The 18,776-nt window shown below is 71.7% G+C and carries 18 protein-coding genes; 7 read left to right on the forward strand and 11 right to left on the reverse strand.

Going from position 1 to position 18,776, the window contains the following annotated elements:
- Positions 1-126: 126 nt before the first annotated feature.
- Together rfbC and ACIBK5_RS43375 are read right to left on the reverse strand one after the other, a co-directional pair.
- A complete protein-coding gene (gene rfbC / locus ACIBK5_RS43370; RefSeq protein WP_399029001.1) occupies positions 127-735 on the reverse strand; it encodes a dTDP-4-dehydrorhamnose 3,5-epimerase in 609 nt (202 codons plus the stop codon).
- A 4-nt stretch (positions 736-739) separates the two neighbouring features.
- A complete protein-coding gene (locus tag ACIBK5_RS43375; RefSeq protein WP_399029003.1) occupies positions 740-2,683 on the reverse strand; it encodes a glycosyltransferase family 2 protein in 1,944 nt (647 codons plus the stop codon).
- 210 nt (positions 2,684-2,893) lie between these two features.
- Here ACIBK5_RS43375 and ACIBK5_RS43380 point away from each other — a divergent pair, with 210 nt between their 5' ends.
- Both ACIBK5_RS43380 and ACIBK5_RS43385 read left to right on the forward strand, forming a co-directional pair.
- Positions 2,894-3,397 carry a metallophosphoesterase family protein gene (locus tag ACIBK5_RS43380; protein ID WP_399029004.1) on the forward strand — a complete coding sequence of 168 codons (504 nt, stop codon included), beginning with the start codon at positions 2,894-2,896 and terminating at the stop codon, positions 3,395-3,397.
- 33 nt (positions 3,398-3,430) lie between these two features.
- Positions 3,431-4,246: a methyltransferase domain-containing protein gene (locus ACIBK5_RS43385; RefSeq protein WP_399029006.1), complete on the forward strand. Its 816-nt coding sequence runs from the start codon at positions 3,431-3,433 to the stop codon at positions 4,244-4,246.
- 15 nt (positions 4,247-4,261) lie between these two features.
- Here ACIBK5_RS43385 and ACIBK5_RS43390 read toward each other — a convergent pair whose 3' ends face one another.
- The 4 genes from ACIBK5_RS43390 to ACIBK5_RS43405 all read right to left on the reverse strand — a co-directional run bounded on the left by ACIBK5_RS43390 (position 4,262) and on the right by ACIBK5_RS43405 (position 8,148).
- A complete protein-coding gene (locus ACIBK5_RS43390; RefSeq protein ID WP_399029008.1) occupies positions 4,262-4,843 on the reverse strand; it encodes a carboxymuconolactone decarboxylase family protein in 582 nt (193 codons plus the stop codon).
- 73 nt (positions 4,844-4,916) lie between these two features.
- Positions 4,917-5,969 carry an alcohol dehydrogenase catalytic domain-containing protein gene (locus tag ACIBK5_RS43395; protein ID WP_399029011.1) on the reverse strand — a complete coding sequence of 351 codons (1,053 nt, stop codon included), beginning with the start codon at positions 5,967-5,969 and terminating at the stop codon, positions 4,917-4,919.
- A gap of 38 nt (positions 5,970-6,007) precedes the next feature.
- Entirely contained in the window at positions 6,008-7,015 is a 1,008-nt protein-coding gene (locus tag ACIBK5_RS43400; RefSeq protein ID WP_399029014.1) for an NADP-dependent oxidoreductase, read from the reverse strand.
- Positions 7,016-7,119: 104 nt separating this feature from the next.
- Positions 7,120-8,148: an AraC family transcriptional regulator gene (locus tag ACIBK5_RS43405; protein WP_399029016.1), complete on the reverse strand. Its 1,029-nt coding sequence runs from the start codon at positions 8,146-8,148 to the stop codon at positions 7,120-7,122.
- 146 nt (positions 8,149-8,294) lie between these two features.
- On the opposite strand from ACIBK5_RS43405, the gene ACIBK5_RS43410 reads away from it, so the two are divergent.
- Positions 8,295-9,230, forward strand: coding sequence for an enoyl-CoA hydratase/isomerase family protein (locus tag ACIBK5_RS43410; RefSeq protein WP_399029018.1), 936 nt, complete (start codon positions 8,295-8,297; stop codon positions 9,228-9,230).
- Between the two features lie 16 nt (positions 9,231-9,246).
- Here ACIBK5_RS43410 and ACIBK5_RS43415 read toward each other — a convergent pair whose 3' ends face one another.
- Together ACIBK5_RS43415 and ACIBK5_RS43420 are read right to left on the reverse strand one after the other, a co-directional pair.
- On the reverse strand, positions 9,247-9,579 hold the full coding sequence (locus ACIBK5_RS43415; RefSeq protein WP_399029020.1) for a putative quinol monooxygenase: 333 nt from the start codon (positions 9,577-9,579) through the stop codon (positions 9,247-9,249).
- A gap of 86 nt (positions 9,580-9,665) precedes the next feature.
- Positions 9,666-10,772 carry an XdhC family protein gene (locus ACIBK5_RS43420; RefSeq protein ID WP_399029022.1) on the reverse strand — a complete coding sequence of 369 codons (1,107 nt, stop codon included), beginning with the start codon at positions 10,770-10,772 and terminating at the stop codon, positions 9,666-9,668.
- A 185-nt stretch (positions 10,773-10,957) separates the two neighbouring features.
- On the opposite strand from ACIBK5_RS43420, the gene ACIBK5_RS43425 reads away from it, so the two are divergent.
- The 3 genes from ACIBK5_RS43425 (at position 10,958) to ACIBK5_RS43435 (ending at position 15,638) form a co-directional block, all read left to right on the forward strand.
- Entirely contained in the window at positions 10,958-12,928 is a 1,971-nt protein-coding gene (locus ACIBK5_RS43425) for a GTP-binding protein (protein ID WP_399029024.1), read from the forward strand.
- Between the two features lie 82 nt (positions 12,929-13,010).
- Positions 13,011-14,870 carry a cellulase family glycosylhydrolase gene (locus ACIBK5_RS43430; protein ID WP_399029026.1) on the forward strand — a complete coding sequence of 620 codons (1,860 nt, stop codon included), beginning with the start codon at positions 13,011-13,013 and terminating at the stop codon, positions 14,868-14,870.
- Positions 14,871-14,969: 99 nt separating this feature from the next.
- Positions 14,970-15,638 (forward strand): TetR/AcrR family transcriptional regulator, encoded by a 669-nt coding sequence (locus ACIBK5_RS43435; protein WP_399029028.1) that lies wholly within the window; start codon positions 14,970-14,972, stop codon positions 15,636-15,638.
- Here ACIBK5_RS43435 and ACIBK5_RS43440 read toward each other — a convergent pair.
- Positions 15,621-16,631 (reverse strand): GlxA family transcriptional regulator, encoded by a 1,011-nt coding sequence (locus tag ACIBK5_RS43440; RefSeq protein WP_399029030.1) that lies wholly within the window; start codon positions 16,629-16,631, stop codon positions 15,621-15,623. The two genes, ACIBK5_RS43435 and ACIBK5_RS43440, sit on opposite strands and share 18 nt — an antisense overlap.
- 128 nt (positions 16,632-16,759) lie before the next feature.
- Here ACIBK5_RS43440 and ACIBK5_RS43445 point away from each other — a divergent pair, with 128 nt between their 5' ends.
- The gene (locus tag ACIBK5_RS43445; RefSeq protein WP_399029032.1) at positions 16,760-17,641 is read left to right on the forward strand and encodes an NAD(P)-dependent oxidoreductase; all 882 of its coding nucleotides are present in this window, start codon (positions 16,760-16,762) and stop codon (positions 17,639-17,641) included.
- Between the two features lie 5 nt (positions 17,642-17,646).
- Here the strand turns inward: ACIBK5_RS43445 and ACIBK5_RS43450 are convergent, their stop codons facing one another.
- Positions 17,647-17,997 (reverse strand): hypothetical protein, encoded by a 351-nt coding sequence (locus ACIBK5_RS43450; RefSeq protein ID WP_399029034.1) that lies wholly within the window; start codon positions 17,995-17,997, stop codon positions 17,647-17,649.
- Positions 17,994-18,776: cbb3-type cytochrome c oxidase subunit I (locus ACIBK5_RS43455; RefSeq protein WP_399029036.1), on the reverse strand; the 783-nt coding region annotated here is incomplete at its 5' end. The genes ACIBK5_RS43450 and ACIBK5_RS43455, both read right to left, overlap by 4 nt.

Genomic DNA, 18,776 nt, shown 5'->3' on the forward strand with positions numbered 1-18,776 from the left:
GGGTGGTTTGGCCCCTTTACACCGCCGGCCCCTCTTAAAAACCGTTTTTTTAAAACCCCTCTCCCGCCTCCCCCCCCCCGCGGCCCGCCGCCCCGGGGGGCGGCGGCCGGCGTCGTCGTACGCGGGTCAGCCGTCGAGCCGCCCGCCCCGCAGCTCCTCGTAGTAGGCCCGGCACGCCTCGTACGACGGGAGCAGCCCCTGGCGTTCCGCCTCGGCCAGGCTCGGAGCCTGTTCGTCCTTGGGGGAGAGGAGAGGGGTGATGCCCTCGGGCCAGGCGATGCCGAGGGCCGGGTCCAGGGGATGGATGCCGTGTTCGCGCTCCGGGGCGTAGCCCGTGGAGCAGAGATAGACCACCGTGGCGTCGTCGGTGAGGGCCATGAACGCGTGGCCCAGCCCCTCGGCGAGGAACACCGCGTGACGGGTGTCGTCGTCGAGCCGGGCGGCCTCCCACTGGCCGAAGGTGGGGGAGCCCACCCGGATGTCGATCACCACGTCCAGGACCGCACCGCGCACACACGTGACGTACTTGGCCTGACTGGGCGGCACATCGGCGAAGTGCACACCACGCAGCACGCCCCGCCGGGAGACCGAGCAGTTGGCCTGGGCCAGGGCCAGATCATGGCCGGTGGCCTCGCGGAACTCCTCGCCGCGGTACCACTCGTGGAAGCTGCCGCGGTCGTCCGGAAAGATCTTGGGCTCCAGAATCCAGGCGCCCTCTATTCCCAGTGGTCGCATGCCGTCACTGCCCTCCGATCCTGATACGGGAAACCACCTTCCGACGCGCGGTACCGACCACCCGCCGCGCCCGTCGCGCCAGCCGCAGCGCGACCCCGGGCCCGGGCGCCGGCACCACCAGCACCTGACCGTCGGCGGCGCGCAGCGCGAAGGGCAGCCCGGTGAAGCGGGGCCGCTCGGCGCCCGGCGCGGGGCACAGAGCCACCCGCCAGGTGTCACGCGAGAGGTCCTTGGCCGGCATCTCCGCCTCCAGCACCGCCCCGCGCCCGTCCGGAGCGGGGGAGAGCGTGCCGGACGCGTCGAGGATCCGGCTGGAGGAGACGAACCGCAGCGGCACCTCCCGGTCGCCGCCGACATGCAGCGGAAGCGGGGCACGGAAACGGTCCCCGGAGACGGTGACGTCCATCGGCTGCACGCTGCCCAGACCGAGCCGCTTGCCCCGCGCGCCGAGTTCCAGGGAGAGGTTGCCGTGCGGCTCCGTCCAGTACGGCAGAACCGGGCGGTCGCCGACGAGTCCCACGTCCGGAGTGGGCCGGGTCGCCCGCGGGGCCGGGCCCAGCCGGCACTCCTTGGTCCAGCCGCCCAGCTTGACCCGCACGACCGCGTCCCAGACGCCGTCACCCGGAAGGGTGGCAGGGTCGACGGTGGCGGTCGCCCGCAGCACCAGCCGGACCTGCTCGCCGTCCCCGACGGGCACGGTCTCACGCGTGAACTTCACCGGCTGGAAGTACTGCGCGGCGCTCGAGCGCTCCCGCAGCAGCAGATCGGCCGTGGCCTGCCCGAAGCGCGCGGCGGTCTCCGAGGCCACCCACTCCACGCCCTCGGTCACGTCCTTGGGCGTGTCGTTCAGCGGGGCCGCCTCGGCGTCGGCGGGGAAGGTCATCGGCTCGCCGCCGGACGTGTACTCGGCCGTGAAGCCGACGCTGAGGGAGCCGTCCCGCCACTCCACGTGCGCGGGTGCCGCCTTGGGCGCGATGCCGGCCTCCCATTCCGCGAAGGACACGACGTCGGCGTACCGGTCGGCCGCGGTCAGCGCGGCGACGACCTGCTGCGTCGGCTGCAGCCCTGCCGCGACACCGGGACCGAACCGCTCGACGACGACCTCGTGGATCTCCCCGAACAGCTCCCTGCGGTAGTCGTCCGGCAGGTTCAGGAGGCGCCGGGCCCGCAGCCGCTCGACCATCTCCACGCGCAGCCAGCGGCGGAAGAGCTTGTCACGCACCGGGCCTGGCTCGGTGTACCGCTCGACGACGTCGAGGGCCTCGCGGAGGTTCTTGAAGTACCCGACCGGGTCGAAGCGTTCGAAGCCGGCGTTGGAGCTGTCGTCGCGCCGGAGGTGGTAGTAGCAGACGTAGTCACTGAGCACGGAGACGTTCTCCGCCCGCAGGTACGCCTCGGCGATGAAGACGTGGTCCTCCAGCCGCCGTCTGCCCTCGGGGAAGCGCAGGCCGATGCGGTCGAGGAAGGCACGGCGGATCATCTTGTGCGGGGTGAGGCTGTCGATGAGCGGGGCGTTCTCGACGGTGGCACGCGGGTGGTTGCGGCGGAACAGCTCCACCGGCACGCCGCGGCCCTTGCCGGCCATCTTGCCCACGACGACATCGGCGCCGTTGGCCACGCCGTAGTCGTACATCCGCTCCAGGGCCTCGTCGCCCAGGTAGTCGTCGTTGTCGACGAACATGACGAACTCACCCGTGGAGGCGGCGATGCCCACGTTGCGGGGCTTGCCCGACCAGCCGGAGTTCTCCTGGTGGATGACCTTCATCCGGGGGTCCTCGGCGGCGAGCGCGTCGAGCCGGGCCGGGGTGGCGTCGGTGGAGCCGTCGTCGACGAAGATCACCTCGAACTCTTCGGGAGGCAGGGACTGCCTCTGCAGCGAGGTGATGCAGTCCTCGATGTAGATCCCCGGGTTGTAGACGGGGATGATGACGCTGACCTTGACCGGCATCGGGTTTCCGGGCCCCTTCGGGTCGCTTGCCGTAGACGTCCTGTCTTACTGCGTGTTGCCCGATGCTAACCCGGTAGACGATGCTGCCTCATCTTTCGAGACCTGGCCGTGATCATCTCCGTCGTTCACGACAACTGAGCTGCGCCGTCTGTCTGTTCGCGGTCAAGCCGGTTCCGGGGCGGAGCGGGCCGCCGCCTCTAGGCTGGGGGCGTGCGTCTGCTCCTCATGTCCGATACCCACCTGCCGAAGCGGGCCAGGGAACTGCCCGCGACGCTGCTGGCCGAACTCCCGCACGCCGATGTCGTCTTCCATGCCGGGGACTGGGTCGACACGGCCACCCTCGACCTGCTGGAGAGCCGCTGCCGCAGGCTCGTCGCCGTGTACGGCAACAACGACGGACCGGACCTGCGCGCCCGGCTGCCCGAGGTGGCGTACGCGGAACTGGGCGGGCTGCGCTTCGGGGCGATCCACGAGACGGGCCCCGCCCAGGGCCGGGAGAAGCGCTGCGCCGCCCGCTTCCCCGACCTCGACGTGCTGGTCTTCGGGCACAGCCACATCCCCTGGGACACCACGGCCCCCACCGGCCTGCGCCTGCTCAACCCGGGGTCCCCGACGGACCGCCGCCGTCAGCCCCACTGCACCTACATGACCGCCACGGCCGCCGGCGGCCGGCTCACCGAGGTGGAACTGCACCGCCTGCCGCCGCGGGCCTGACCGGGGTGGGAGCCGCCGTGACATGATCGGCGCATGGGGCAGGACAAGGGATATCTCCTGGACAACCGGCAGGCCGAGGCCGGTACCCGCTTCGACGCGCTGGCGGCCCTCTTCGACGCCTCGACGTTCCGGCACTTCGAGACGGTCGGGATCGACGAGGGATGGCGGTGCTGGGAGGTCGGGGCCGGCGGGCCGAGCGTCGCCGCGTGGCTGCGTGAACGGGTCGGGCCGCGCGGGCGCGTGCTCGCCACCGACATCGATGTCTCCTGGGCGGCGACCGCCGCCACCGGGGGAGTGGAAGTGCTCCGCCACGACGTGGGCCGCGACGCACCCCCGGCCGGGCCCTTCGACCTGGTCCACGCCCGTCTCGTCCTGGTCCATGTGGCCGAGCGCGATGCAGCGCTGCGCACGATGGTCCAGGCCCTGCGCCCCGGCGGGTGGCTCCTGGTCGAGGACGCAGACCCTGCTCTGCAACCGCTGATCTGCCCCGACGAGCACGGCCCCGAACAGGAGCTGGCCAACCGGCTCCGCACCGGCTTCCGCCGGCTGCTGCGGCAGCGTGGTGCCGACCTCTCCTACGGACGCAGGCTGCCGCGCCTGCTGCGCGAGGCCGGCCTCGCCGACGTCGAGGCCGACGCGTACTTCCCGGTCACCTCGCCCGCGTGCGACGTCCTCGAGACGGCCACCGTCCAGCAGGTACGCGACAAACTCGTCGCCGCGGGCCTCGCCACGGACGAGGAGATCGAACGGCACCTCGCCACGGTCGCGGCCGGCCGTCTCGACCTCGCCACCTCCCCGATGATCTCGGCCTGGGGACGCCGCCCGGCGGACGACGTCCCGCAGCCGTGAATCAGAGCTGAACCCTCACGACCGGGGAATGTCGAAACCGGGGTCCAGTTCCACACCGGTGGCGTTCAGGAAGAAGGCCAGCATGTGGTACTGCCCGACCAGCATGGCGATCTCGATCAGTTCGGCGTCGCCGAAGTGCTCGGCCAGGGCCTCCCAGGTGGCGTCGGACATGGTCGCCTCGCGGTTGAGCTCGTCCGCCGCCCGGATCAGGTGCCTCTTGAGGTCGGTCCACCCTGGTGCTTCCGGGCCCTCGGTGACGCGGTCGATGTCCGCGTCCGTGACGCCCGCGGCCCTGGCCAGGGGAAGGTGCCGTCCCCACTCGTACCGTGCGCCGGTGTTGCACGCGGTGCGCAGGATCAGTAACTCGCGCAGCTCTTCCGGCAGTCGGCCCTCGCGGAGCAACTGGCCGCCGAACGGCAGAAACCGCTCGTAGAGATCGGGATGGCGCACGAGGGTGGTGAAGATGTTCGGCACCCGGTTCCCGGGGTCGTGGGGCGCGAAGGCCAGCAGGTCCCGGGTCCGGGCGTCCCACTGTTCCTCGGGGAGCGGGATCAGCCGCGGACGGGGCTGCCCGGCGGCTTCGTCGAGCTGTGACATGGCGACCTCCAGTGTCCGAGGGGTTCACCCTAGGAGCCCTGCCGAACGCCGGGCAGCCGAATGTCCGGGACTGTCAGTGAGCCGGGTCGAGGAGGATCTTGCGGACGCCGTCGGAGCGGCCTGCGAACAGTTCGTACGCCGCGGGGCCTTCGGAGAGGGCGAAGCGGTGCGAGACCACGGCCTCGGGCTGGATCCGGCCGGCCCGGGTGAGCTCGATCAGGGGCGGGAGTTCGTAGTGCACCGAGCACAGCCCGATGGCGAACTCCAGTTCCTTGACCTGCGCCAGGTACATGTGGAACGGGAACGCCTTGTTCTGGCTGACCCCGATGACGCTGACCCGGCCGGCCTGCCGGACGGCCTTGAGGGCGAGCTGGATGGTGGCGTCGGAGCCCACGGCCTCCACCACGGCGTCCGGCCCGCGGCCGGCGGTCATGTCCCGGATGGCCGACCGCGCGTCGTCGCCCTCGACCGGCTCGACGCCCAGGCCGGCGGCGAAGGCGCGGCGCTCCGCGACCAGGTCCGCGCCCAGCACCCGCGCCGCGCCCATCGCGAAGGCGGACTGGGCGGCCATGAGGCCGACCGGGCCGAGGCCGATGACCAGGACGGTCTCGCCCGGCTGGACTCGGGCCCGGCGGCAGCCGTACCAGGCGGTGGGGGCGTTGTCCGTGAGGACGACGGCGGCCTCGTCGGAGATGTCCTCGGGCAGATGCACCAGATTGACGTCGGCGTAGGGCACGGCCAGGACCTGGGCCTGGCTGCCCTGGAGCTGTGGGCTCACTCCGTAGCAGAGCTCCGTGCTCGACTTGGCGCGCTCGCACCGGGCGGTGAACCCGGCCGCGCACGACCGGCAGTGCGTACAGCCGGCCGAGGCGGGCACCAGGACCCGGTCGCCCGGCTTGAACCGGGTGACCTGGCCGCCGGTGTCGGCCACCACGCCGACGCACTCGTGTCCCGGTGTGTAGCCCAGTTCCGGGCTGAACCCGTTGCCGCCGTAGATGTGCAGGTCGCTGCCGCAGATGCCGGCCGCGGTCACTCGCACCACCGCGTCGGCGGGGCTGGTGACGGCCGGCTCGGGGACATCCCCGTAGCGGATGTCGTGACGGCCGTGGTAGGTCAGTGCCTTCATCGGATCTCTCTCCCCTTCCCCTCCTCCCTCCGGCCCCGTCAGTCGGCGATCTTCAGCACCAGCTTGCCGCGGTTGTCACCGCGGAACAGCCGCATCAGGGTTTCGGGGAACTCCGCGACCGAGCCGGACACCACGTCCTCCAGGGACTTCAGCCGGCCCTCCGCCCGCCACGTGGCCATCTGCGCGATGCCCTCGGCGTACCGGTCGGCGTAGTCGAACACCACGATGCCCGTCATCGAGGCGCGGTTCACCAGCAGCGACAGGTAGTTGGCGGGGCCCTGCGGCTTGGTGCTGTTGTACTGGGAGATCGCGCCGCAGACGACGACGCGGGCACCGCGCGCCAGCCGCAGCAGCACGGCGTCCAGAACGTCTCCGCCGACGTTGTCGAAGTACACGTCGACGCCGTCGGGGGCGTGCTCGCGCAGCGCCTTGCGGACGTCCTCGTTCTGGTAGTCGATCGCGGCGTCGAACCCGAACTCGTCCACCACCATCCGGCACTTGGCCTCACCGCCGGCGATGCCGATGACCCGGCAGCCCAGGATCTTGGCTATCTGCCCGACGACGCTGCCGACGGCCCCGGCCGCTCCGGAGACCACCACGGTCTGCCCGGGCTCGGGACGCCCGGCCTCGATCAGGCCGAAGTAGGCGGTCAGGCCCGACATGCCGAGCGTGCCGAGATACGTCGGCAAGGGGGCCGCCGCCGGGTCGACCTTGGTCACGTCGCGTCCGTCCGACACGCAGTACTCCTGCACGCCGAACGAGCCCGACACATGGTCGCCGACCGCGAATCCGGAGTGCCGGGAGGCGATCACCCTTCCCACCGCGCCGGCGCGCATCACCTCGCCGATCTCCACCGGGCGGATGTAGGACCGGCCGGCGTTCATCCAGCCGCGCATCGCGGGGTCGATCGACAGGCAGAGCACCTGCACCAGGAACTCGCCGTCGCCCGGCTGCCCGGCCGGCTCCTCGACGTGCTCCCAGTCGGTGGGCCGCGGCTCTCCCACGGGGCGTGCGGCCAGGCGCACCTGGCGGTTGATCGTGCTCATCTCCGGCGGCTCCTTCGAGTGTCATACCGGCTAGTCGGTATGGAGGGGGAGCGTACGGGTGCCGTGCCGTCCGGGACAAGAGGGGGCCCGGTGCGATGTACGGCTCAGGCCGGGGCGGCCTGCCCGCCGGGCAGTCCGTGGTCGCGGACGGTACGCGCGGTCGTGCCCCACCAGCGCTGTGCGTAGCGGCTCAGGACCGCTGCCTCGCTGAGCCCGATGTTGCGGGCGACCTGGGTCAGCGGCAGATCGGACTCGATGAGCAGCTCCGCGGCCCGTTCGCGCCGGACGTCGTCGAGGACTGCCGCGAAGGTGGTCCCCGCCGCGGACAGGTGACGCTGCAGGCTCCTCGGCGACATGCCGAGTGTGCGTGCGGCGAAGGCCAGGGTGCCGGGGCCGGTGCCCAGTGACTGCCGCAGAAGTGTTCTGACACGTCTCGTCATCGCGCTGCCCGCGACGGAGGGCTGCGCCTCGAGGTAGGCGAGCGCCACCCGGCGGGTCAGCCGGTCGCCGCCCTGGACGGGGCGTCCGGGCAGATCACTCGCGACACGGAGGAGGGCTTGCGGCCGGGCGAAGTTCACCTGGGAGCCGAACAGTTCCTCGTAGCGGGCGCGCGGGGCCACGGCATGATGCGGCAGTTCGACGGTCCGCAGGCCGTAGGGCCCGTCGAGCAAGGAGATCAGGACGCGGTGGAGGAAGAGCAGACCCATCTCGACGCTCTGCGGGGGAACCCGGGAGCCAGGTGGGTAGCCGTAGCGCACGGCGACCGCCGTGCGATCGCCGTGCGGGTCGGGGCCCAGGGCCACGCGCAGGTTGCGGTCGTGGACGAACAGATATCGCGACGCGCATTCCAGGGCTTCGGCGACGGTCGCGGAGTTCTGCACGGCGACGGCCAGGGGGCCGAGCATGCTGAGGTCCTGCTCGAGAGCGACCCGCAGCCCGAGGTCGGGGCAGCCGAGCCGGCGAGCGGCGGTTTCGAGGAGGACGGCCACGGTGGTGTCCTGCACCAGCAGCTCATCGTCGTCGAGCACGCCCCCTGGGGCTCCGGCCGACCGCGCCAGGGCGTCGGCGTCCCCGCCGAGCTCCTCGACGCTCCGCCGGACCCCACGCAGTGCCGCTGAGCGCACCCAAGCCATGGCCTCCATGATCGGGGCCTGGCGCGATCGGTCAAGTCTGTGGCGCGATCGGTCAACGATGCCGTTCTGCGGCGCGCCTACGTTGATCTCAGCCATCGGGTGCTCCGCTCCTCGACCCGGTGACTCCGACATGCCCGGGAGGCAGGATGACGCACGGCACCGTCCTCGTCGAACAGCACGGCAACGTCCTCGTGGCACGGCTCGACAGCCCACCCGCCGCGCTGATGACCCGCGAGATGGTCCTGGAACTGGGGGCGCTGGCACACCGTGCGGACGCGGATCCGACGGTGGGCGCCGTGGTGCTCACGGGCACCCACGCATCGCGGTTCCTCGCCCACTTCGACGTACGGCTGATCCACGGAGGCGCCAAACGGTCTCCCAAGGTGAGCGCCTCGGTCATCCGTGCCGGGCTCCGGCTCACCGGCGCGGTGCTCAGGGCGCCCGGCGGCAGCGCACTGCTTGCCCGCTCGCCGCTGGTGGGGCTCATGGCCTGGGAGCAGATGAAGGACGTCCTCCACGCCATCGAGACCTCGTCGGCCGTCTGGGTCGCGGCCCTGAACGGGGACACCGGTGGCGGGGGCTGCGAGCTGGCCCTGGCCTGCGACTACCGCTTCATGGCCGACGGGCCCTTCGGTATCTCCCAGCCGGAGATCCTCCTGGGGTTCCCGCCCGGTTCCGGCGGCACCCAGCGGCTGGCACGCCTGCTCGGCGGACGCCGGGCACTGCAGATCTCTCTGGAGGGCACGCCCATCAGCCCGGCCGACGCCCGGGAGATGGGCCTCGTGGACCGAGTCGTTCCACCAGACGCGCTGCTCCAGGAGGCCGTCGAACACGCGGGCCGGCTGGGCCGACGGCCGAAAGCGGCGGTCGGGGCCGTGAAACGGGCCGTCCGGGAGGGAGGTTCCCTTCCGCTGCGGGAAGGGCTGCGGTTCGAGGGCGCCGAATGGCTGGCGGCCACCACGACTTCGGAGTCGCTGGAGGCCCAGCGCGCCTACCTGGCCCGTACCAAGGAGCTCGGTGACGTTGCCGGGCTGGACCCCGCGACGCTCGAAGAGGCTGTGGCGCGCGGGCGGTTCGCCTGACGGCCCGCCCGCCGCGCTACTCCTGTCCTGCGACCGCCATCTCCCCGAGGAGCGCCCAGTCGTCCTGCGGAATCGTCGCGTTCACGATGCGCGGCGTCTCGGCCAGATGGGGCGGCAGCGTCTGCTGCGCCGCCTTGAAGTGCGCGGACTGCACATGCGCGGCCCCGGCCTCGTCGTCGCGGAAGGCCTCGACCAGGACGTACTCCGTCGGCTCGTCCACGCTGCGCGACCAGTCGAACCACAGACAGCCGGGCTCGGCGCGCGTCGCCCGGGTGAAGTCGGCGGCGATCTCGGGCCAGCGGTCGGCGTGCTCGGGACGTACTCGGAACTTGGCGGTGATGAAGATCATGGGGTTCCCTTCGCTGAGTGTGCTGACGCCGACACGATCGTACGAACCCGGCCGGCGGGCGACCTGACCGGGAGGGGCGCGGGTGATCAGGAGAAGCGGTGCGGGTGCACCGCTCCCTCCGTGCTGGTGAGCGGGGCGCCGCTGCCGCCCCAGCGCAGTGCGACGATCTCGGCGGCGACGGACACCGCCACCTCCTCGGGGGTGCGGGCCCCGAGATCGAGGCCGACGGGTGAGCGCAGCCGGGACAGCTCGTGTTCCGTGAGGCCGGCCTCGGCCAGGCGCGCCGCCCGGTCGGCGTGGGTGCGGCGGCTGCCCATCGCGCCGATGTAGGCGGCCGGCCGGCGCAGTGCCTCCTCGAGCAGCGGCACGTCGAACTTGGGGTCGTGGGTGAGGACGCAGATCACGGTGCGGGCGTCGGTGTCCGTGTCGCGCAGATAGCGGTGCGGCCACTGGGCGACCACCTCGACGCCCTCGGGGAATCGTCGGGGCGTGGCGAAGACGGGCCGGGCGTCGCAGACGGTGACCCGGTAGCCGAGGAAGTCCCCGATGCGGGCCACGGCCGCGGCGTAGTCGATGGCGCCGAAGACCAGCATCCGCGGCGGCGGCGCGAAGGACTCCAGGAACACGCTGACGGAGTCCTCACGGCGCTGTCCCCGCGGCCCGTAGTGCCGTAGCCCGGTGGCGCCCAGGGCGAGCTCGCCCCGGGCGTCGGCGGTGACGGCCACGTCCAGGCCGCTCGCGCCGAGCGTGCCCGAGACCTGGTCCGGCCGGACGGCGAGCGTCGCACCGCGCGGCGCCGGACCGTCGGTCACCGTGGCGAGGGAGACCGGCTCACCCGCGGCGACCGCGGCAACGACCGCACCGAAAGCGGGATCCCGCTCTGGCGTCACGGGACGCACCAGCAGCGTGATCTCGCCGCCGCAGGTCAGTCCGACGGCGAAGGCGTCCTCGTCGCTGTAGCCGAAGGTCTCGAGACGCGCCTCGCCGCTCGCCACGACGTCCCGCGCCAGCTCGAACACCGCACCTTCGACACAGCCCCCGGACACACTCCCCACGACCTCCCCGCCCGGGCCCACCGCCATCGCCGCACCCGGGTCGCGCGGCGCGCTGCGGCTGACCTCGACGACCGTCGCGAGGCCGAACGGAAGCCCGGCCGCGTACCAGCGGCCCAGCGCCGGGAGGATGTCACGCACGATCCGCTCCTTCCACGCACCGCACCGGGTACCCCGGCGGGGTTAATTCCGTTGTGGTCCCTCGGGCCGGTCTGCTGCACTGCACGGGACAGCGATGTCACCGAGTCCCGAGGAGCAGCAGATGCGCACTGCGTTCATGTCCCCCCAGCCAGGAACGGACCTCTCTCCGAAGGACATGACGCTTCGTGCACGTGCTCAATCTTGGAATCCTCGCCCATGTCGACGCCGGTAAGACCAGCCTGACCGAGCGGTTGCTCCATTCGGCCGGGGTGATCGACGAGATCGGCAGCGTCGACGATGGGAACACCCGCACCGACACCCTCGCGCTGGAGCGGCGGCGCGGCATCACCATCAAGTCCGCGGTCGTCTCGTTCCCCCTGGACGGTGTGACGGTCAACCTGATCGACACCCCCGGCCACCCGGACTTCATCGCCGAGGTGGAGCGTGTGCTCGGCGTGCTGGACGGCGTCGTGCTCGTCGTCTCCGCCGTCGAAGGGGTGCAGGCGCAGACACGGGTGCTGATGCGGACGCTCCAGCGGCTGCGCATCCCGACCCTGCTCTTCGTCAACAAGATCGACCGGCGCGGCGCCCGGTACGAGGAGGTGCTGCGGGCTATCTCGGCCCGGCTGACACCCGCGATCGTGCCGATGGGAACCGCCACCGGCCTCGGCACCCGCCGGGCTCGCTTCACACCCGGCCCCGTCCCGGCCGCGCTCGACGTCCTCACCGGCCATGACGACACCCTGCTGTCCGCGTATGTCGACAACACCGTCACGGACGCCCTGCTGCGTGCCTCCCTCGTCGCCCGGACCCGGGAGGCCCTGGTCCACCCCGTCTTCTTCGGCTCCGCAGCCACGGGCGCCGGTGTGGACGCCCTCCTGGCGGGCATCGAGGAACTGCTGCCCCCGGCCGACGGGGACGCCGACGGGCCGGTCTCCGGGACCGTGTTCAAGGTCGAGCGGGGCCCGGCGGGGGAGAAGGCCGCCTACGCCCGGCTGTTCTCCGGCACCCTGCGCATCCGCGACCGGATCCCGTTCGGAACGGACGGCGCCGAAGGCCGGATCACCGCGATCAGCGTCTTCGGCCAGGGCACGGACACCCGGGGCGACGCCGTCGTGGCCGGACAGATCGCCCGGCTCTGGGGCCTCGGCGACATCAGGATCGGCGACGCGATCGGCGAACCCCGCAAGGCGTACGAGCACTTCTTCGCCCCGCCCACCCTGGAGACCGTCGTCGTCCCGGGCCCGGACGTGAACGGCGGCGCACTGCACCTGGCGCTCACCCAGCTCGCCGAACAGGACCCGCTGATCGGCCTGCGCCACGACGAACGGCGGCAGGAGACCTCCGTGTCCCTGTACGGCGAGGTGCAGAAGGAGGTCATCCAGGCCACCCTCGCCGAGGAGTACGGGCTCGGGGTCACCTTCCGCGAGACCACGCCCCTGTGCGTCGAACGGCTCGTCGGCACGGGGCAGGCCGTGGAGTTCAACAAGAAGGACGCCAACCCGTTCCTCGCGACCGTCGGCCTGCGCGTCGACCCCGCGCCGGTCGGCTCGGGCGTCGGCTTCCGGCTGGAGGTGGAGCTCGGCTCCATGCCGTACGCCTTCTTCAAGGCCGTCGAGGACACCGTGCGCGAGACCCTCGACCAGGGCCCGCACGGCTGGCGGATCCCCGACTGCGTGGTCACCATGACCCACAGCGGCTACTCGCCCCGCCAGAGCCACGCCCACCAGGGCTTCGACAAGAGCATGTCGAGCACCGGCGCCGACTTCCGCGGTCTGACCCCGCTGGTGCTCGTCGAAGCGCTGCGGCGGGCCGGTACCCGGGTCCACGAGCCGATGCACCGCTTCCGCATCGAGGCCCCGGCGGACACCCTCGGAGCGCTGCTGCCGGTACTGGCCGCGCTCGGCGCCGTACCGCAGACGACCGGGACCCGGGGCGCCGGCTGCGTCCTGGCGGGCACGATGCCCGCGGCGCGGGTGCACGAACTGGAGCAGCGGCTGCCCGGGCTCACCCGCGGCGAGGGCGAGCTGGAGAGCGTCTTCGACCACTACGCGCCCGTCATACACGGCACGGTTCCGCGGCGCCCGCGCACCGACCACAACCCGCTGAACAGGAAGGAGTACTTGTTGAATGTGACACGAAGAATGGCCGGATGACGTGTGCGAGCCGGCCGAGCGGGAACTTACTCCAGAGTCAGGGGTGTTGACGGTGTCCTGATATCGCCGGACTGTAGTGGACATGCCAACTATTCGGGCACGTCTCCTGGTTGTCCTGGCTGTCCTCTTCGGCTCCCTGACGGTGGCGGGCGTCCCGCCCGCCACCGCCGCGCCCCCTTCCGGCTCCCTCTGGTTCGACGACCCGGCCGTCACCGTGCGGGACGGCCGCTTCACCGACGCCTCCGGCCGCGAGATCGTGCTCCGCGGCTACAACGTCTCCGGCGAGACCAAGCTGGCGGAGAACGGCGGCCTGCCCTTCGCCTCGGTCGCCGACGCGAAGAAGTCGGCGACCGCCCTGCGCGCCCTCGGCGGCGGCAACACCGTCCGCTTCCTGCTCTCCTGGGCCTACGCCGAGCCCGAGCGCGGCCAGGTGGACACCGCCTACCTCGCCGCCGCCACCGAGCAGATGCGGGCCTTCCTCGACGCCGGCATCCGCGTCTACCCCGACTTCCACCAGGACCTCTACTCCCGGCACCTGTTCGACACCGACAGCTGGTACACCGGCGACGGCGCGCCCAAGTGGGCGGTGGACGCCGGGAACTACCCCGACGAGTCCTGCGGGATCTGCCTCTTCTGGGGGCAGAACATCACTCAGAACCAGGCGGTGACACGTGCCACGTACGACTTCTGGCACAACGCGCACGGCGTGCAGGACGCCTTCCTCGCCACCGCCGAGAAGACCATGACGTACCTCAGGCAGCACCTGGGCGCCGACCCGTTCAAGGGCGTCGTCGGCTTCGATCCCTACAACGAGCCGCACGCGGGCGTCTACGACTCCGGGCAGACCAGCCGCGCCTGGGAGAAGGACGTGCTGTGGCCGTTCTACGAGAAGTTCCGGGCCCGCATGGACACGGCCGGCTGGCGGGACAAGCCCGCCTTCGTGGAGCCGAACCTCTTCTGGAACGCCAACCTCGACTTCCAGAAGCAGGAGGGCGGCCTGCTGGACGCCGGCACGCTCGGACCGCGCTATGTGTTCAACACCCACTTCTACGACCAGAAGGCCATCTCCGGCGTCTTCATGTGGGGCAAGGCGGCCGACGGCCAGTACGCGGGCGACTTCCGTACCGTCCGCGACCGGGCCGCCTCCGCGCGGACCGCCGCCATCGTCAGCGAGTTCGGGCACCCGCTGGCCGGCAACGTCTCCGACAAGGCACCGACCGTCCTCAAGGCCATGTACCAGGCCCTCGACTCACGGCTGAAGGGCGCCGACTGGTGGTCCGACCCGGCCGCCTCGGGGCCCGTGCTCTCCGGCTCGCAGTGGCAGTGGGACATCTACAACGGCCGGCACCGCGAGCTGATGAACGGCAACCCCGACAAGGTGCTCACCACCGGTGACGCCTGGAACGACGAGGACCTGTCCGCCGTACGCCTCGACGAATCGGGCAAGCCCGTGCTGCGCCAGGACGCCCGGCTCCTGGACCGTCTCTACCCGAGCGCCACGGCCGGCAGAACCGTCGGCTTCACCTACGAGGACCGCTCCCGGGACGGCTCGACCACGCTGACCTGGAACCCGGTGCCGAGCTCGCTGCCGAACGTGCAACGGCTCGTGGGATCGGGGCAGTACGGACTGCTGCTGTGGCGCTCGGACGGCGGCACGGCACCCACCGAACTGCATCTGCCGGCGAGCTTCCCGACCTCGTCCACCACGGTCGTCTCCGACCTGGGCACGGTCCACGCCCCGCCGGCGTACACCTCGACGACCCCGGTCGGCGTGGCGCAGGAGCCCGGCGGCACGGGAAGCCGCCGCCTGCTGCTCGCCGCGCCGGACTCGGGCGTCCTGCACTACGCGCTGGTGACCAACGGGGCGACGGCACCCTCGGCGGACCTGCTGAAGGCGGCCCGCTCCGAGCTGACGGCTTGGGCGGCGAAGGAGGCCGGCTAGCCACGCGGCAGGGAAGGGCGGCCTTCTCTCCGGGACCGGGAACACGACACAATCGGCGTTCGGACAAGGACCGGTGTTCGAACGCCGAAGGGAGAGCCGGTGCCGGGGAGACTCAGACCGCCCACCGGCCGCTACGGCGGCAAGACGGCCGAGGAGCGGCAGGCCGAGCGGCGCCGACGGTTCCTCGACGCCGCGCTCCAGATGTTCGGCGACAGCCCCGGCTTCCGCTCCACCACGGTCGCGGCGCTCAGCGACGCGGCCGGACTGTCCACCCGCCAGTTCTACGAGGAGTTCCGCACCCTCGAGGACGTACTCGCCGCGCTGCATCTCCAGGTCAACGGCTGGGCCGAGACTGCGGTCCTGGAGGCCGCGGCCGCATCCGCCGAACTGCCGCTGGTCGAACGCGCCACCGCGATCTTCCGCGCCTACGCCGGGAACCTCGCGGCCGATCCGCGCCGGATCCGCATCACCTTCGTCGAGATCATCGGCGTCAGCCCGCGCCTGGAGGAACAGCGGCTCGCCCGCCGGGCCGGCTGGGTCGGCCTCATCTGCGCCGAGGCCGACGCGGCCGCCGCGCGCGGGGAGGCCGCACCCCGCGACTACCGCCTCGCGGCGACGGGCTTCATCGGCAGCGTCAACGGCCTGCTGCACGACTGGAGCGCGGGGTGGGTGGACGCGACCCTGGACGAGGTGGTCGGGGAACTGGTCCGGCAGTTGCTGGGGATCCTGCGGCCGCCGGGATGGAGTCCCTCAGGCCGAGGTGCGTGACTCGGGAAGGGCCCGGGGGAAGGCCCGCCGGTAGTCGCCCGGCGACACCCCGACGTGCTTGAGGAAGTGGTGCCGGAGGTTGTTGGCCGTGCCCAGGCCACTGAGCTCCCCGACCTTCTCGACCGGCAGGTCCGTCGACTCCAGCAGTGACCGCGCACGCCCGAGCCGCTGGTCGAGGAGCCACTGGAGCGGAGTCGTCCCGGTGGCCGCCTGGAGACGCCGGTAGAACGTACGCGGACTCATCGAGCCCCGCCGCGCCAGATCGGCGACCGTCAGCGGCCGGTCGAGGTTCGCCCGCGCCCACTCCAGCACGGGAGCCAGCCCCACGTCGTCGCTGGGCGGCACCGACAGCTCGATGAACTGAGCCTGCCCGCCCGGCCGGTGGGCGGGCACCACCATGCGGCGCGCCAGCTGGTTGGCGACGTGCGCGCCCAGATCGCGCCGCACCAGATGCAGGCACAGGTCGAGGCCGGCGGTGAGCCCGGCGCTGGTGAGGACATCACCGTCGTCCACGTACAGCACCGACTCGTCGACCCGCACCTTCGGGTACCGCTCGGCCAGCCGGCCGGTGTGCATCCAGTGCGCGGTCGCGCGGCGGCCGTCGAGCAGCCCCGCCTCGGCGAGCGCGAACGCGCCGGTGCAGAGCGAGACCATGCGGGCGCCCGCGTCATGGGCGCGCCGCAGGGCCGCGACCAAGCCCTCCGGAAGCGGCCTGCCCTCGTCGACACAGGGGTCGGGCACCGAGGGCACGATGACCGTGTCGGCGTCCGCCAGGTCGTCGAGTCCGTAGCGGGTCCGCAGGGTCAGCCCGTGGCCCTCCGCATCCTCCCGCGCCCCCGCTCCCGTCCCGCAGAGCCGCAGGTCGTACCAGGGATCGGCCAGATCCGGCTGCGGCTTGCCGAACACGGTGCAGGGGATGCTCAGTTCGTACAGATCCCACGACGGGACCCCGATCTCCTCGGTCACCACCACGGCGACGGAACCAGCGCCCATGCCCCGAAGCGTATGGCAGGAATTTGGTGGACGCCGTCACCACTGTCACTGTTCCTGGTCCTCGCGCCCTGCGAGCGTTGCCGTACGTGATCACGCAGCACCTACACACGCTTCACGAGGAGTTGGGCATGAACGCAGAACAGCAGGCCGTCACCGTGCTCGGACTGGGCTCGATGGGCTCGGCCCTGGCCGCCGCGCTGCTGGACCGGGGCCACCCGACCACCGTCTGGAACCGGACCCCGGACAAGGCCCGGCCTCTCGTCGGGCGAGGCGCCCGACTGGCCGCCACGCCCCAGGAGGCGGTCGCCGCCTCCTCGCTGACCATCGCCTGTCTGCTGGACTACGAGGCGCTGTACACGGTCCTGGACCCGGCCGCCGTCGACCTCGCCGGCGGAACCCTGGTCAACCTCACCTCCGGCTCTCCCGAGCAGGCCCACGAGGCCGTCGAGTGGGCCCGGTCCCGCGGGGCCGACTACCTCGACGGCGCCATCATGACGACCCCGCCCGGCGTCGGCGACCCCGCGATGATGTTCCTGTACAGCGGCTCCCGGCAGGTCTTCGAAACCCACCGTCCCGTGCTGGCGGCACTCGGCGACCCCCTCCACCTCGGCACCGACCCCGGCCTCGCCTCCCTCTACGACGCCGCGCTGCTCGGCCTGATGTGGTCCACCATGACCGGCTGGCTGCACGGCACGGCGCTGGTCGGCGCCGAGGGGACGCCTGCCGCCGACTTCACCCCCGTGGCGATCCGCTGGCTGACCGCCGTGACGGGCTTCCTCACCAGGTACGCCGCCCAGGTGGACGCGGGCCGCTACCCGGGCGACGACGCCACCGTCGACGTACAGATCGCGGCCATCGACCACCTCATCCACGCGGCGGCGGCCCGGGGCATCGACAACGCGCTGCCCGAGCTGCTGAAGACGGCCATGGAGAAGGCCGGCGCGGCGGGTCACGGACAGGACAGCTACGCCAGCCTGATCGAGGTACTGCGACCCGCTCGGAGGGACTGAACGGGCTAGCCCGACCCCAGCACCACGAGGTTCACCGCCACCACCAGCGTGACTCCCAGCAGCAGAGCGGCCAGCAGGCGCGCGCGGAGACCGCGGTACACCGCCTCGTACTCACCGCGCAGTTCCTCCCCGCGGTGTGCCGTCCGCTGCCAGGAGGCCCGGGTGAGGGCGAGGTGCTCCGCGGCGAACAGCCGCTCCACCTCCTGCCGTTGAGCCTCCGGCAGCCAGTCGAGCCCGGAGGCGAAGCGCGCGGCGGCCGTGCGGGCCTCCTCGCGAGCGGCGGCGGCGAGCAGATGACCTTCGACCTGGTGGTGGAACGCCCGCAGGTCCACGGGGAGACCCTCCATCGCGGTCATCGGGGCGTCAGCTCCCGCTCCGCCGCGGCGACGTCCGTATGGTGCAGGTCGAACGCCGGGGACTCGCTGCGGATCCGGGGGAGGGCGACGAAGTTGTGGCGGGGCGGCGGGCAGGAGGTGGCCCACTCCAGGGAACGGCCGTAGCCCCAGGGGTCGTCGGCCGTGACCTGCTCGCCGTACTTCGCCGTCTTCCACACGTTGTAGAAGAACGGCAGCATCGACATGCCGAGCAGGAACGAGGAGATGCTCGACACCGTGTTGAGCGTGGTCAGGCCCTCCACCGCCAGGTAGTCGGGGATCCGCCGCTGCATGCCCTCCGCGCCGAGCCAGTGCTGGACCAGGAACGTGCCGTGGAAGCCGATGAACAGCGTCCAGAAGGTGATCTTGCCGAGGCGCTCGTCCAGCATCTTGCCGGTGAACTTCGGCCACCAGAAGTGGAACCCGGAGAACATCGCGAACACGACCGTCCCGAAGATGACGTAGTGGAAGTGGGCCACCACGAAGTACGAGTCGGAGACGTGGAAGTCGATCGGAGGCGAGGCCAGCAGCACACCCGTGAGCCCGCCGAACACGAATGTGATCAGGAACCCCGTCGCCCACAGCATGGGCGTCTCGAACGACAGGCTGCCGCGCCACATGGTGCCGATCCAGTTGAAGAACTTCACACCGGTCGGGACAGCGATCAGGAAGGTCATGAAGGAGAAGAACGGCAGCAGCACACCGCCGGTGACGTACATGTGGTGGGCCCACACCGTCACGGACAGACCCGCGATCGCGAT

The sequence above is a fragment of the Streptomyces sp. NPDC050546 genome, from assembly GCF_044457425.1.
Lineage (GTDB): Bacteria > Actinomycetota > Actinomycetes > Streptomycetales > Streptomycetaceae > Streptomyces.